The sequence below is a fragment of the Streptomyces cyaneochromogenes genome, assembly GCF_003963535.1.
Classification (GTDB): domain Bacteria; phylum Actinomycetota; class Actinomycetes; order Streptomycetales; family Streptomycetaceae; genus Streptomyces; species Streptomyces shaanxiensis.
Genome location: NZ_CP034539.1, coordinates 776,435 through 790,503, shown reverse-complemented (window position 1 = coordinate 790,503; position 14,069 = coordinate 776,435). Strand labels below are relative to the sequence as shown.

Here is a 14,069-nt window from a genome sequence, read left to right as displayed (position 1 = left end):
ATGGCACCCGTCATTCATATCGACGTGCCCTGGCTGCTCCAGCGCCACGAAGAGGTCCTGCCGGACCAGCCCACGGTCAACGACTTCTCCGCGTTGGTCGCCGCCGTCGCGCGCCATCGCGTGGATCCGCCCCGCCTGGGCGTCGACTCCGACCCGGCCTGGCGGGCCGCCGCGCTGCTGCACACCCTCGCCCTGCTCAAGCCGCTTCCCTCGGCCAACGCCCGCTTCGCCTGCGCGGCCGCGGTGGCCTACATGTTCGTCAGCGGCGTCGGCATCGACCCGCCCTACGGTGCCCTCGTCGACCTCGCCCGTGACCTGATCTCCGGCAAGGTCGATGTGTACGGCGCGGCCGACCGGCTGCGCTCTTGGCAGATCTGAGGGGCGTCGGCCGGCCGCCCCGTTCCTCCCCCTCAGGGGCCGCCGACCGAGGGCGGGAGGAACGGGGTCGGCGGCCTGTGACACGCAGGAGAACCTCCCCCAAGCTCTCGGCTTCGCTCGAGCAGGGGGCCCCTTTCCTGCGCGGGGCCTTCCGAGGGGCCGCTTCCAGTGGACTACGCCGGCGTGTGCGACGGGGAGCGTGCGTGGTGCTCCGGCGCGTGCGCGAGTTTCACACGGGGCGCATGGAAAGTCGAAAGCTCGCGCGGGTGTGGCGAGTTGCCGCAGTATCTGACTTTCTTTCAAAGGTGCGCATGTTGCCCAAGTGCCTTGTTGGTCGTGAGCGTGCTGTGCAAGGGTGAACCACCCGTGGGGGGTTGGAAAAGGCCGATGCTCATTCGTGCCGTGGGGAACCGGGACGGATGGACGTCGGTGAATTCGGGCTCCCCGCGCTCGCGCCGAAAAGGTACACACCAGACCGCTCCTCCTTTTCGGTCACCAGACCTTCTGAGTCCCATGCGCGTGGGAAGGAATCCCCTCAGTGCCCACCCCCCACCCCCCTCGCCCCCCTTACCCGCCGCCCGGCGGGGTTCCCGAGGAATCCGACGAAGGTCTCGCCGCCCGGCTGCGGGGCCGTCCGGACAGCGAGGCCGCTCCGTCCGTCGCCCTGCTCATGGCGCGGCACTGGCAATCGGGCCGTGAATACGCGGTGATCTGTCTCGCCTCTCCGGCGGGCGCCGCCGACATGGTCACCGCCGCGGCCTTCCATCAGGTCCTCGACCGTCTGGCGCTGGGCGAACCTGCCGCCGCGCTGCGGCCCCGGCTCCTCGTCGCCGTCCGGGACACGGTCCGGCAGTGGTCGTCCGAGGAACGAGTAACAGGTGTTCTGCCGGAGTTGGCGAAACCCGCGGGCGGTCGCGGTATGCGTACGGCGAAGTCGATGACGCCCGAAAATCGAAAGCTCGCCGATCGGTCATTCCAGGCGCTTCCGGGACTTGCCCGATGTCTGCTCTGGCATACCGAGGTCGAGGCCGAGCCGTTAAGCGTCCCGGCGGGTCTGGTGGGCATGGATACCGTTACCGCCTCGGTCGCGCTCGAACAAGCGCGTGATAAATTCCGCGAAGGTTGTGTACATGCCCATCGGGAACTCGCGCCGACGAAGGATTGCCGGTTCTACAACCGCCTCCTCGACGTCCCGATTCGCCGTGGCGGAGCTCTGCTGCCGGATGTCCAGCAGCATCTGACGGAGTGCCGCTACTGCCGTAACGCCGCCGAACAACTGAGCCATTTCGAGGGCGGGTTGGGCGTGCTGATCGCCGAGGCGGTGCTCGGCTGGGGCGCGCGCCGTTATCTGGACACCCGCCCGGGCCGTACGCAGTCCGGCGGGCCCCGCGCACGCGGCACCGCCCGGCACGGCGCCGGACGCCGACGCCTTCTGTCCCGCATCCCCGCACAGGTCCGCAGACCCGCCGGCGGACCGCGCTCCTCGCGGACACTGCTCACGGGCGTGGGACTGGCCTCCGCGGGCCTGATCGCGGCCATGCTCGCCGCCGGCCTGCTGTCGGACGACGACGGGGTCGACCCGGCCGCCTCCGCCACCGGCGGCGGCACCGGAACCGGGGTTCCGCCCGCCGTGTCCTCCGCACCGCCCGGCACGGCCCAACTCCCCACCGCACCGCTGCGGTCCAGGCTGCGCAACGCCGACGCCGAGCTGTGCCTCGACATCCGGGGCGAGCCGAAGGCCGGGGCCGGCACCGAACTGGCCGAGTGCTCGGACGACGACACCCAGCAGTGGTCGTACGAGAAGGACGGCCTGCTGCGCAGCGTGGCCGACCCCGCACTGTGCCTGGACTCCCACCTCGACACGGGCGTGGTGATCCTCGGCGCGTGCGCCGACGACGACACGAAACGGGCCGACGACGTGCGCTACGACCTCACCGTGCAGGGCGAGTTCCTGACCCGCTGGGACGAGCGGCTGGCCCTCGCGTCCACCACACCCGACACGGACGCCGACATCGTCGTCAAGCCCCGCGACGGCTCCGACGCACAGCGCTGGCTCACCGACCCGGTGGCGTCGGCGAGCCCGGGTTCGCTCTCGAGCGGGGAGAGCGAGAGGCCTGCGGCGCGGGTGGTGGGGTTGGCGTCGGAGGAGGAGGCGTAAGGCTCCGAACGACCCTCTCGCGCCCCCGCCTGCTCAGTTCACGACATCCTGCGGTGCTCTGCCCGCCAGGAACGCGGCCACGTTCTCGACCGCGGCCAGTGCGATCCGTACGAGGGTCTCGCGGGTGACGCCGCCCACGTGCGGGGAGAGGACCACGTTCGGGGCACGGAGCAGGCGCAGGGCCGGGGTGGGGGGTTCGGGGTCGAAGACGTCGATGCCCGCCCCGGCCAGGGTGCCCTTCTCCAGTGCGTCGGCGAGGGCGTCCTGGTCGATCAGGGCGCCCCGAGCGGTGTTGATCACGAACGCCGTCGGCTTGAGCAGCGCCAGCCGCTCGGCGCTCAGCAGATGCCGGGTCTCGTCGGTGAGCGGGGCGTGCAGGCTGATGTAGTCGGCGGTGCTCAGCAGTTCGTCGAGCGGTACGTGGCGGGCGCCGCCGTACTCGGCCTCGGTCTCCGGCGGCAGCCGGCGTCGTCCGGCGTAGACGACGCTCATGTCGAACGCGACCGCGCGCCGGGCGACCTGCCGCCCGATCTGGCCCAGGCCCACTATGCCGAGAGTCTTGCCGCACAGCTCGGTCAGCGAGTGCTGGAGGCGGGGGAGTGCCCAGTCGGCCTCGACGAGAGCGGTGTGGGCGGGGACCAGCTGCTTGGCCAGGGCGAGCATGAGGGCGAAGGTCTGCTCGGCCACGTTCTGTGCCTCGGCGCCGCTGGAGCCGATGTTGCACACGCGCACTCCGCGCTCGCGTGCCGCGTCCACGTCTACGTAGTCGAAGCCGTGGCTGGCGCACTGCACCAGCTCCAACTCCGTTGCGGCGGCGAGGTGTTCGGCGGTCACAGGGGCGAGCGCGGTGATGACGGCGTGGGCGGAGCGCAGGGCGGCCGGGTCCTCCTCGGCCGCCTCGACGACGGTGACGGTCGCCCCCTCGGGGAAGAGGGTGGCCAGTCCGGCTCCGATCCCACGGCCGCCCACGTGGGGCGAGATGACGGCGAGGACGTTCTTCGGGGCGGTCATGCGTTGTCCTCGACGAGGTCGGCGGGGCCGATCGTGGTGGGGCCGGCGTGCCCGGACAGGGCGAGGGTGAGGTCGAGTTCGGCGAGCAGACAGCGGATGACGTGCTCGACGCCCGCCTGCCCGTCGAGGCCGAGCCCGTAGGCGTACGGCCGTCCCACGAGAACCGCCTTCGCGCCGAGGGCGAGTGCCTTGAAGATGTCGTCGCCGGTGCGGATGCCGCTGTCGAACAGCACCGTCAGCCGGTCGCCGACCGCCTCCACGACCCGGGGCAGGGCGTCGGCCGCCCCGACGGACCCGGCCACCTGGCGGCCGCCGTGGTTGGAGACGACGACCCCGTCCATCCCGGCGTCGGCGGCCGCGCGGGCGTCGTCCGGGTGCAGGATGCCCTTCAGGACGATCGGGCCGTCCCAGTTCTCCCGGAGGAACGCCAGGTCCGGCCAGGTCTTGGCGGGGTCCGAGAACATACCGACGAAGTGCATGACGGCAGCGTTGGGGTCCTCCAGCACCGGCTTGGCGAGGCCCGCTTGGAAGGCGGGGTCGGAGAAGTAGTTGGCGGTGCCGACGCCGTGCAGGAACGGCAGATACGCCTGGTCGAGGTCGCGTGGCCGCCAGGCCAGCATGGGCGTGTCCAGCGTGACGACGAGCGCCGTGAACCCGGCCGCCTTGGCCCGGGTGAGAAAACTCCGGCCCACCTCCGGGTCCTTCGGCCAGTACAGCTGGAACCAGCGCTCGGCGTCGCCCATCGCCTCCGCGACCTGCTCCATGGGTGTGCTGGACGCCGACGACAGGGTGAACGGCACGCCCTGTGCGGCGGCGGCCCGGGCGGCCGCGCACTCGGCGTCGGGGTGCATGATCGACAGCACCCCGACCGGCGCCAGCGCCAGCGGAGCGGGCAGGGCGCGGCCCAGCACCTCCACGGACAGATCCCGTTCGTGCACGTCCCGCAGCATGCGCGGCACGATCCGGCGCCGCCCGAGGGCCGCCCGGTTGGCCCGGGCGGTGCTGCCGTCGCCCGCGCTGCCCGCCACATAGCCGACGGGACCTGGACCCAGGCGCTGCTCGGTCAGCGCCTCCAGCCGGGTCAGATCGGTGGGCAGCCGGGGTACGGCACCCGTCATCCCGTTCAGATAGATCTCGTACTGGAAGTCCGCCCAGTGCTTGCCCATGCGTAGGCCCCGCCTCTCGTCACTGAGAACGCGCTGTACGCCGACCATACCGACCGGTAGGGGTGGGTGTGGATCAGGGGCCGGTCACCGCCTCGTGCAGGATCCGGGCCAGTTCCTTCGGTTGGGAGAACATCGGCCAGTGGCCGGTGTTCAGGTTCACCAGGTCCCAGCGGTCGCTCTTGAGCAGGTCGGCCGCGGCACCCCAGGGTTCGTCGCTGTCGAGGAGGCACTTGACGTACGTCCCCGCAAGCTCGACGAGGTCGCCCGTGAGCACCGCCGGCTCGATCGCCGTGGCCCCCGGGTGCGGGGTCGAGCCGTTCACGATCCGTGCGATCTGCTCGTCCGTCAGGCCCTGACCCGCGTAGTCGTCGGCGCCCATCGGCGGCCAGAAGCCGCTCGCGGCGATCGCCTCCCGCACCTCGTCGCTCGGCCAGCCGGAGAGGGACGACTCTCCGTCGACCGGGACCATGGCGTCGACGAACACCACATGGGTCAGCCGGTCGCCCAGCCGCTCGGCAGCCTGTCCGACCGGGACGCCGGCGTAACTGTGCCCGACGAGGACGACGTCCCGCAGGTCGAGGCGCTCGACCTCCCCCACGATGTCCTGGACATGGGTCTGCTGCCCGGCGGGAACACCTTGCTTCTCGGCGAGGCCCGACAGCGTCAGCGGATGGGCGTCATGCCCTTCCGAGCGCAGCTCGGCCGCCACCTCGTCCCACGCCCACGCCCCGAGCCACGCCCCTGCCACCAGTACGAAGTTGGTCATGTCCGCAACGTAGCGGACGGGTCTGACAACGGCTCCCCGTCGTCCTTCGCACCCGGCCCCGTGATCGGCGGCACCGGCGCCTCGACGGTACGCGCCAGCCGCGCGCCCTCGGGCCCGTACACCGCCCTCGGCTCGGGGAACAGCCGCAGCAGCGTCAGGAACAGGACGGCGGCGACAGCCAGGGACAGGGGCAGGCCGATGTCCACCCCGTTCGCGAGATCGCCCAGCGGGCCGACGAACTGGCCCGGGATGTTGGTGAACAGCACACCGGTCAGCGCCGCGACCCACCAGGCGGTCATGCCGCGCCAGTTCCAGCCGTGCGCGAACCAGTAACGGCCGCCGCGCTGGCGGCGGTTGAAGACCTGCAGGGCGTCGGGGTCGTACCAGCCGCGCCGGGTCCAGTAGCCGAGCATCATCACGACCATCCACGGCGTGGTGCAGGTGATGATCATGGTGGCGAAGGTCGAGATCGACTGCACGAGGTCGAGCCCGAACCGCCCGACGAAGATGAACGCGATCGACAGCCCGCCGACCAGCAGCGTCGCCTGCACCCGCGACAGCCGCGGGAACACCGACGAGAAGTCCAGCCCGGTCCCGTACAGCGCGGTCGTGCCCGTCGCCATGCCGCCGATCAGCGCCAGCAGGCACACCGGCAGGAAGTACCAGCCCGGCGAGATCGCCAGCAGTCCGCCCACGAAGTCGGGTGCCGCCGGGTCGACGTACTCCGGAACCTTCGTGGCGATGATGCTCGCGGTCGCCAGGCCGAACACGAACGGCAGCAGCGTCGCGATCTGCGACAGGAACGCGGCGCCGATCACCTTGCGGCGCGGGGTGCTCGCCGGGATGTAGCGCGACCAGTCGCCGAGGAACGCGCCGAAGGAGACGGGGTTGGACAGCACGATCAGGGCCGCGCCGATGAACGAGGGCCAGAACAGCGACTGGGTCGCCGCATCCGCGGAGTCCGTGAACACGCCCGCGTACGACGGGTCGAAGTCGCCGGCGAACGCGATCGCGCCGATCAGGAACAGCACGCTGGCCGAGGGCACGGCGATCTTGTTGACGAACAGCATGAAGCGGAAGCCGTACACGCAGACCGCGAGGACCAGCCCGGCGAACAGGGCGTACGCGACGACGTACGACAGGTTGCCGCGGGTCAGGCCGAAGAGCCGGTGGGCGCCGCCGACCAGGGCGTCGCCCGAGCTCCACACCGAGATCGAGAAGAACGCGACGGCCGTCAGCAGGGAGAGGAAGGAGCCGACCACGCGTCCGTGCACACCGAGGTGCGCGGAGGAGGAGACGGCGTTGTTGGTGCCGTTGACCGGGCCGAACACGGCCATCGGGCAGAGGATCAGCGCGCCGACGACGACCCCGAGCAGCGTGGCCGCGAGGCCCTGCCAGAAGGAGAGGCCGAACAGGATCGGGAAGGCGCCCAGGACACAGGTGGAGAAGGTGTTGGCGCCGCCGAAGGCGAGGCGGAACAGGTCGAGCGGGGTCGCGGTGCGCTCGGCGTCGGGGATGCGGTCGACGCCATGGGCCTCCACCTCGGTCAGGGAGGGGGCGGGGGAGGGGGGTGTGGACTGCGAGGCCTGAGGGGACTGCGGGCCCTGAGGGGACTGCGAGGCCTGAGGGGACTGCGAGGCCTGAGGGGACTGTGAGGACAAGGGGGCTCCAGCGAGGGCGGGGCGGTGGAGCGCGTTGTGGCGCGGCGGCGGCGACGGCCAGGTGCCTGCCGCTGGGGTGTGCGGGCAGGGCGGATGCCGTCCTCTCGGGATCTGCAGACGGTACGGCCGGGCGTGAGATCCGCACCAGAGGACGGTTCATCCATCTTCGGTGCCCTGACTGGACGAAACCTCCATCAGTCGCCGTCCTTGGGTGCCTCCTCCTCGGGCTCGGTGTCCGGCCCCTGGGCCCGCACCCGCTGGACGTTCTCCAGGGACTCGCGCAGCTCGGCCAGCCAGTCGTCCGTGTGCCGCTGGACCAGCCGTACGCACCAGGCGAGGGCGTCGCTGCGGCTGCGGGCGACCCCGCCGGCGATCAGGGTGTCGAGGACCTGGCGCTCGGGCTGGCGCAGCCGCGTCATCACCGGCGCGGCGATGTGCGTGAACAACGCACGCTCACCGTCGCACTCCACGCCCCAGGACACCTTCCTGCGGAACCGGTGCTCCGCCTCCCGGGCCACCCCGATCCGAGTCTCCCGGGTGCGTTCCCGGAATTCCTGGATCCGGCCCTCCACGGCCGCCTCCCGCTCGGCGGCCGAGACGCCCTCGGCCAGGTGGGGAGCGGGGATACGGCCGATCACGGTGATCTCCTCGCGGTCGACCGTGACCTCGGTCAGCTCCTCGAAGAGGTCGTCCGGCAGCCGGCCGGCGAACCAGCCGCGCAGCTTCTCTCGTTGTTCGCTGGTAATCATGTAATGACGATTACTCCACTGCTTCATGAACACAAGAGGCGGGCGGCGAGTCAGCCGAGAGCTCAACCGGAGGGCCCAACCGGAATGTTTCAGGCCTATTAATCAGCGTGCGGAAACCGGCCACTAGGGGCCTTGGAACGATCAAGAGCCGCCAAGTTCCGGCGTTGGAACGTTCGAAGTCCGTTACTTCACGCCACTGATTCAATACGCAAGGTTACTGAAACCCGTGGTGTCGATGTGAGTTTCGGCGGCGGACTCGGCAGACTCCCGCTCGTTGCTCCGGCACCGATCGCGCCGGAGCCGACACACCCTCGACTCGAGCGGAAGGATGCACACAATGCGGAACACCGCGCGCTGGGCAGCGACCCTCGGCCTCACGGCCACCGCCGTCTGCGGACCCCTCACGGGATCCGCCCTGGCCGGCCAGGACGCCGCCCCCGCCTCGCTCTACGCCCCCTCGGCCCTGGTGCTCACCCTGGCCCACGGCGACACCGCCACCATGACCACGCCGGTGCGCGCGGTCACCCTGAGCTGTTCCCCGACGGCCTCCGGCACGCACCCGGACGCCATGTCGGCCTGTGTCGAACTGCGGGGCGTGGGCGGGGACTTCGATGCGCTGAGAGCCAGGGACGGCGTGCTGTGCACCAAGCAGTACGACCCCGTGATCGTCACGGTCGACGGCGTCTGGCAGGGCAAGCGCGTCTCCTATGAGCGCACCTTCTCCAACGAGTGCGTGAAGGGCTCCTACGGGACGAGCCTCTTCGCGTTCTAAGGGACCGGGATCGCATGGCCCTGTGCAGTTCGGCAGCGGCGCGCGGATGGGGAGTGCGCGTCCTGCCGAGGGCCCCCGCGATCTCGCACTGGGGGTCGGCCGGGCGGAGTGGGGCCGCCCGGTCGACACCTCGGATCGCTGCGGAGAATCACCGTGTTCTGTTTGGATCACGGAGAATCTCCCGCTTCCCCAACAGAGTTACGGATTATTGCCTTGAGTGCGGAAATCGTCATCTTCCCCCGGGATGCCCGGTAAGGGAGCAAAACGGCCCAGCAGGCCCGCACCGCTCAGCAGTCGCTGTATACGCGGCGCTTCGGAGACGATCCGGAGGCGGCCGCCCCGGTCCCTGATCCGCGATTCGGCCCGGCACAGCGCGCGCAGTCCCGAGCAGTCGAAGAAGTCCACCTGGCGCAGATCGACGAGGACGTCCGGCTCCGGCCGCGCCGCCGCCGCGTCCAGATGCTCGGTGAGAAACACGGCGGTCGCCAGGTCGATCTCGCCGACGACCTCGACCACGGTGAACGGACCGCATCCACGGGTGCGGGCATGGGCGTTCGCCGGGGGCGGCGCCGAGCGGAGAGAGTCCGCGGCCAAGTCCTCGGTCGAGTAGGGGGCGCGGTCGTCGGCGTCCGGCGTCATGTCCGCTCCACCTCGCAGGGGGGGCATTTGATCCGGGTAGTTACCCCCGGTCGAGGCTGAGCATCCCTCACGCGCCGCGCGCAAGATCTGGTTCACTCGACCTGGTGAATTCGACCCAAGGTGATTGACTTTTCATCCCATTTGTCACTCGCCGGTCTCTCCGGACGGCCTACGGCTGGGTCCCGCCAATGTGACTTCCCCCATTGCGCCACCCCGCCGGCCCCGTGAGTCTCTCGTGGAACAAGCGTCCGAAGAACCGTTATCCGCGGCTCGTCGACCGATCTCCCATGTATCGGACAGCTTCGTTCGGCGTCGAGGACAGGGAAGTTTTTGATGAGTACAGAGCGCACGACGGAACTGGCGGCACTGGTCACCGCGGCCCGAAGCGGTGACCAGGCGGCCCAGGACGCCCTGGTCGGTGCGTACCTCCCGCTGGTCTACAACGTCGTGGGGAGGGCTCTGAACGGTTCCGTCGACGTCGACGACGTCGTGCAGGACACCATGCTGCGCGCCCTCGACGCGCTCGGCGCTCTGCGCGCCCCCGAGAGCTTCCGTTCCTGGCTCGTGGCGATCGCGATGAACCAGGTCCGGGCCCACTGGCAGGACCGCCAGTCGGCCCCCGGTGCCGTGTCGGAGGCCGAGGACCTGGCGGATCCCGGCGCCGACTTCGTGGACCTGACGATGGTGCAGCTCCAGCTGTCCGGCCAGCGCCAGGAGACCGCACGCGCGACGCGCTGGCTGGAGCCCGACGACCGAGGGCTGCTGTCCCTGTGGTGGCTGGAGTGTGCCGGCGAGCTGACCCGGGCCGAGGTCGCGGCAGCCCTGGAACTGTCCCCGCAGCACACCGCGGTCCGGGTGCAGCGGATGAAGGCGCAGCTGGAGGCGGCTCGGGTGGTCGTGCGGGCCCTGGACTCCCGGCCCCGATGCCAGGAACTGCAGGGCGTGCTGGCCTCCTGGGAGGGCCGGCCCTCGGCGCTGTGGCGCAAGCGAATAGCCCGGCATGCCCGTGGTTGCATGCAATGTTCCGGTTTGTGGAGCGGGTTGATGCCCGCCGAAGGACTCCTGGCCGGCCTCGCGCTCGTCGCCGCGGCGCCCGCGCTGCTGGAGCGGGTGCTGTCGGCCACCGGCGGGATGGCCGCGGTCGGCTCGGCCACCGGGCTGAGCGCGTCCGTGGCCCACGCCGGACCGGGCGGCGCCGGTCACCGTTCCGCGCGCGGCCGGGCGGCCTCCCGTAGCGAGGCCCGTCGCCGTCGGCGCATCCGGCGCCGCGCCGTAGGAGGTGTCGTCGTCGCGGCCTGCGTGGCGGGCGGCGGCCTCTGGTACTTCGACAAGGCCCCCGGTACCGGAACCGAGGAGCCGACCGCCGCGCGCACCGCCGGCTCCCCGGATCTGGACCTAGCGCAGGCCAGCCCCGTCGAGACCTCCGCGTCGGCGTCCAAGTCTCCGTCGCCGTCCGCGTCACCGTCGAAGAAGGCAACCCCTTCAAAGACCCCCAAACCCACCAAGAAGGCCACGCCGACTCCCCGGCCGACACCCAAGCCGACCCGGACCGCGTCCAGTACGCCGCAGTCCCAGCCGGTCCCCACGGACACCGTCGGGCAGGTGGTCGCGCTGGTGAACAAGGAGCGGTCGGCCGCCGGGTGCGGTCCGCTCGCCGAGGACGGGCTGCTGAACAAGGCCGCGCAGGGCCACTCCGAGGACATGGCGGCCCGTGGCTTCTTCGACCACACCAACCCGGACGGGGAGGACCCCGGCCGGCGCATCACCGAGGCGGGCTACCGCTGGTCCACCTACGGGGAGAACATCGCCCAGGGCCAGCAGACCCCGGAGGCGGTGATGGAGTCCTGGATGAACAGCCCCGGGCACCGCGCCAACATCCTCAACTGCTCGTTCAAGGACATCGGCGTGGGCATCCACGACGGCTCCGGCGGCCCCTGGTGGACGCAGAACTTCGGCGCCAAGCTGTAGGGCCGCCGGCGCCGGCCGCCGGTCACAGCATGACGTGCTTGACCTGGGTGTAGTCGAGCAGGCCCGTGAGGGAGAGGTCGCTGCCGTAGCCGGAGTGGCGGACGCCGCCGTGCGGCATCTCCGACACCGTCGTGCCGTGTGTGTTGACCCAGACGACGCCGGTCCGCAGCACACGGCTCGCCCGCATGACACGGTCGTGATCACGGGTCCAGACGCTCGCGGCCAGCCCCTGAGGCACGCCGTTGGCCAGGCGGAAGGCCTCGGACTCGTCGGCGAACGGCTGCACGGTGACGACCGGGCCGAACAGCTCGCTCCGCACGATCTCGTCCTCCTGCCGCACCCCGGCGACCACCGTCGCCCGGTGGAAGTAGCCGCGACGATCCAGCGGGCCGCCACCGGTGACGATCTCCGCATGGTCCGGAAGCCGTTCCAACAGGCCGCTTACAGAGGCGAGTTGAGCCGCGTTCGCGAGCGGTCCGAAGTCGGCGTGCGGGTCGTCCGGCGCTCCGGGCAGCAACTGGGCGGCCCGGTCGGCGAAGCGGGCCAGGAAGCTGTCGTGGACGCTCCGGGCGACGAGGATCCTGGTCGGCGCCGTGCAGTCCTGCCCGGCGTTGTAGAAGGCGAGCGAGGACAACTGGTCGACCGCGTCGTCGAGATCGGCGTCCGCGTGGACCAGCACCGGTGCGTTGCCGCCGAGTTCCAGGTGCAGCCGCTTGAGGTCGGCGGCCGCCGCGCCGGCGATCTCCTGCCCGGCGCGGACACTTCCGGTGACGGCCACCAGCCGGACGTGCGGGTGGGCGACGAGGGCACGCCCGGTGTCGCGGTCGCCGCACACGACGTTCAGCACACCGGGCGGCAGGTGCTCGGCGGCCAGCCGGGCCAGGAGCGTGGCCGACGACGGCGTGGTGTCGGACGGCTTCAGGACGACGGTGTTACCGGCGGCCAGCGCGGGGGCGACCTTCCACACGGCCATCATCAGCGGGTAGTTCCACGGTGTGATCTGGGCGCACACGCCGACCGGCTCGCGGCGCAGCACCGAGGTGCGGCCCGGCGTGTACTCGGCGGCCGCGGCGCCCGGCAGGTTCCGGGCGGCTCCGCCGAAGTACCGCAACACGTCCACGATCGCGGGCAGTTCGTCCGCGAGGAACAGGGCGCGCGGCTTGCCCGTATCGGTCACCTCGGCGGCGCCGAGCGCGTCGGCCTCCCGCTCCAGGGCGTCGGCGATGCCCAGCAGCGCGACCTGGCGCTGCGCCGGAGTCGTCGACGACCAGCCGGGAAAGGCCTCCTCGGCGGCCCGGCAGGCGGCGTCCACATCCTCGGGGCCGGAGAGCGGGGCCGTGCCGTGGGGGAGGGCGGTGGCCGGGTCGATCAAGGGCAGGGTGGCACCGGAGGCGGCCGGTACCTCCTTTCCGCCGATGTGGTTGTGACGGGCGGAGTGGTTGTGACGGTCGGAGTGGTTGAGGCGGTCGGTGTCAGCCACGGCGCAGCGCCTCCTCGGCGGCGGCGCGGCCCGTACGGACCGCGCCCTCCATGTACCCGGCGACCCACTGGTCGGAGCCGCAGACATAGAACGGTGGTTCATGGGTGCCGTGCAGCGGGCCCACGGCCATGACCTCGCCGGGCGGCCACTGGGTGACATAGCCCCGCGTCCACGGGTCCGTGCCCCACAGCCGCAGATGACACGCGCTCGGCCGCAGGGCCTCGTCGCCGAACATGGCGGCCACCTCGGCGAGCAGCTCGGGTGTACGCAGCTGGGGCGGGGTGCCGAGGAGGACGCCGTACCTCTCGGGCGGGATCAGCGCCGACAGGACGCCCTCGCTCTGCGGCCACGTACTGCCCAGCACCCCCTCGGCCTCGGACAGGCCGTTGAGACCGGCGTCCCGCCAGATGGGACGGTCGTAGACGGCGGCGAACTTCGCGGCCGTCGCCTGGCGTTGCCGGTACAGGGAGGCGAGCCGAGCCTCGCTCACACCGGTGACGGCGATGTCCCGCAGCGGACCGACGGGCAGGGCGCTCACCACGGCACCGGTGGTGAGGGTCTCGCCGGTGACCAGGCGCAAGGCGCAGCTGCCGGGGCGTACCTCCAGTGCGGCGACGGGTGAGCCGAGCCGGATGCGCGGACCCAGTTCGCGGCCCATGACCTCGGCGAGCGTGGCCGATCCCTCGGCCAGCCGCAGTCCCTCCCAGTCGGCGTAGTCGTAGTCGCCCGTGCCCGAACCCGGGACCGCGGCGCTCTTGCGCAGTGCTGCCAGCAGCGAGATCCGTTCGTACGAGCCGCCGGCCAGGGCGAGTTGGCCGATGTCCCACAGGCGGACCACGGCGGGCGTGGCCTGCCGGGAGCGCAGCCAGTCGGCCACGGAGAGGCGGTCCAGGGCGGCCGCGTCCGGATGGGACCAGGGGTCGTCGGGGTCGACGGTGGCGGCGAGCGCGGTGAACTCGCCGCTCAGGCGCTCGTGCAGGGCCGCGTCCCCGGGGCCGAACCAGTGCGGCGGATCGCCGGACGAGCGGCCCTCCGCAGTGGCCCGGATCATGCGGCCGGGTTCAGAGACATAGCTGGGAATGAGCTCCAGCCCGAGTTCCTTGGCGAGTCGGAGATAGGCGGTGTGCCCGTTGCCGACCACCTCACCGCCCAGCTGGACGGTACGGCCGTCGGGCGTACGGGTCTGCTCGACCCGGCCGCCGACGCGGTCCCGAGCCTCCAGGACGAGTACGTCGGTGCCGGCGGCGGCCAGGTCCCGGGCGGCGGCGAGCCCGGCGAGACCGGCGCCGAGCACGATCACGTCGTGATGCATCAGCTTCGC

At 71.4% G+C, this 14,069-nt stretch carries 12 protein-coding genes; 4 read left to right on the top strand and 8 right to left on the bottom strand.

Annotation, left to right across the window (positions count from 1 at the left end; all coding sequences use genetic code 11):
* Together EJ357_RS03220 and EJ357_RS03215 are read left to right on the top strand one after the other, a co-directional pair.
* The gene (locus EJ357_RS03220) at positions 1-378 is read left to right on the top strand and encodes a toxin Doc (RefSeq protein ID WP_126388394.1); all 378 of its coding nucleotides are present in this window, start codon (positions 1-3) and stop codon (positions 376-378) included.
* A gap of 538 nt (positions 379-916) precedes the next feature.
* Complete coding sequence (locus EJ357_RS03215; RefSeq protein WP_126388392.1) at positions 917-2,536, top strand: RICIN domain-containing protein; 1,620 nt, start codon at positions 917-919, stop codon at positions 2,534-2,536.
* Between the two features lie 33 nt (positions 2,537-2,569).
* Here EJ357_RS03215 and EJ357_RS03210 read toward each other — a convergent pair whose 3' ends face one another.
* The 5 genes from EJ357_RS03210 to EJ357_RS03190 form a co-directional block, all read right to left on the bottom strand.
* Positions 2,570-3,547 (bottom strand): 2-hydroxyacid dehydrogenase, encoded by a 978-nt coding sequence (locus EJ357_RS03210; protein ID WP_126388390.1) that lies wholly within the window; start codon positions 3,545-3,547, stop codon positions 2,570-2,572.
* On the bottom strand, positions 3,544-4,713 hold the full coding sequence (locus EJ357_RS03205; RefSeq protein ID WP_126388388.1) for a lactate 2-monooxygenase: 1,170 nt from the start codon (positions 4,711-4,713) through the stop codon (positions 3,544-3,546). The genes EJ357_RS03210 and EJ357_RS03205 overlap by 4 nt, the downstream gene beginning before the upstream one ends.
* A 73-nt stretch (positions 4,714-4,786) precedes the next feature.
* Positions 4,787-5,479, bottom strand: coding sequence for an alpha/beta fold hydrolase (locus EJ357_RS03200; protein WP_126388386.1), 693 nt, complete (start codon positions 5,477-5,479; stop codon positions 4,787-4,789).
* Positions 5,476-7,020, bottom strand: a complete 1,545-nt coding sequence (locus tag EJ357_RS03195; RefSeq protein ID WP_228472946.1) for a purine-cytosine permease family protein — start codon at positions 7,018-7,020, stop codon at positions 5,476-5,478. Before EJ357_RS03195 ends, EJ357_RS03200 begins: the two co-directional genes overlap by 4 nt.
* A gap of 314 nt (positions 7,021-7,334) precedes the next feature.
* Positions 7,335-7,889, bottom strand: a complete 555-nt coding sequence (locus EJ357_RS03190) for a hypothetical protein (protein WP_126388384.1) — start codon at positions 7,887-7,889, stop codon at positions 7,335-7,337.
* Positions 7,890-8,226: 337 nt separating this feature from the next.
* On the opposite strand from EJ357_RS03190, the gene EJ357_RS03185 reads away from it, so the two are divergent.
* A complete protein-coding gene (locus tag EJ357_RS03185; protein ID WP_126388382.1) occupies positions 8,227-8,661 on the top strand; it encodes a protease inhibitor in 435 nt (144 codons plus the stop codon).
* Between the two features lie 198 nt (positions 8,662-8,859).
* Here EJ357_RS03185 and EJ357_RS03180 read toward each other — a convergent pair whose 3' ends face one another.
* Positions 8,860-9,300, bottom strand: coding sequence for an STAS domain-containing protein (locus EJ357_RS03180; protein WP_126388380.1), 441 nt, complete (start codon positions 9,298-9,300; stop codon positions 8,860-8,862).
* Positions 9,301-9,633: 333 nt separating this feature from the next.
* Here EJ357_RS03180 and EJ357_RS03175 point away from each other — a divergent pair, with 333 nt between their 5' ends.
* On the top strand, positions 9,634-11,268 hold the full coding sequence (locus EJ357_RS03175; RefSeq protein ID WP_126388378.1) for a sigma-70 family RNA polymerase sigma factor: 1,635 nt from the start codon (positions 9,634-9,636) through the stop codon (positions 11,266-11,268).
* 22 nt (positions 11,269-11,290) lie between these two features.
* Here the strand turns inward: EJ357_RS03175 and EJ357_RS03170 are convergent, their stop codons facing one another.
* Positions 11,291-12,748 carry an aminobutyraldehyde dehydrogenase gene (locus EJ357_RS03170; protein ID WP_228472944.1) on the bottom strand — a complete coding sequence of 486 codons (1,458 nt, stop codon included), beginning with the start codon at positions 12,746-12,748 and terminating at the stop codon, positions 11,291-11,293.
* On the bottom strand, positions 12,741-14,060 hold the full coding sequence (locus tag EJ357_RS03165; protein ID WP_126388374.1) for a flavin monoamine oxidase family protein: 1,320 nt from the start codon (positions 14,058-14,060) through the stop codon (positions 12,741-12,743). Before EJ357_RS03165 ends, EJ357_RS03170 begins: the two co-directional genes overlap by 8 nt.
* Between the last annotated feature and the right edge of the window lie 9 nt (positions 14,061-14,069).

Bases quoted from the DNA above. Each gene is read 5' to 3' on its own strand.
- EJ357_RS03220 (WP_126388394.1), top strand. From the start codon at position 1: ATGGCACCCGTCATTCATATCGACGTGCCCTGGCTGCTCCAGCGCCAC.
- EJ357_RS03210 (WP_126388390.1), bottom strand. From the start codon at position 3,547: ATGACCGCCCCGAAGAACGTCCTCGCCGTCATCTCGCCCCACGTGGGC.
- EJ357_RS03205 (WP_126388388.1), bottom strand. From the start codon at position 4,713: ATGGGCAAGCACTGGGCGGACTTCCAGTACGAGATCTATCTGAACGGG.
- EJ357_RS03200 (WP_126388386.1), bottom strand. From the start codon at position 5,479: ATGACCAACTTCGTACTGGTGGCAGGGGCGTGGCTCGGGGCGTGGGCG.
- EJ357_RS03190 (WP_126388384.1), bottom strand. From the start codon at position 7,889: ATGATTACCAGCGAACAACGAGAGAAGCTGCGCGGCTGGTTCGCCGGC.
- EJ357_RS03185 (WP_126388382.1), top strand. From the start codon at position 8,227: ATGCGGAACACCGCGCGCTGGGCAGCGACCCTCGGCCTCACGGCCACC.
- EJ357_RS03180 (WP_126388380.1), bottom strand. From the start codon at position 9,300: ATGACGCCGGACGCCGACGACCGCGCCCCCTACTCGACCGAGGACTTG.
- EJ357_RS03175 (WP_126388378.1), top strand. From the start codon at position 9,634: ATGAGTACAGAGCGCACGACGGAACTGGCGGCACTGGTCACCGCGGCC.
- EJ357_RS03165 (WP_126388374.1), bottom strand. From the start codon at position 14,060: ATGCATCACGACGTGATCGTGCTCGGCGCCGGTCTCGCCGGGCTCGCC.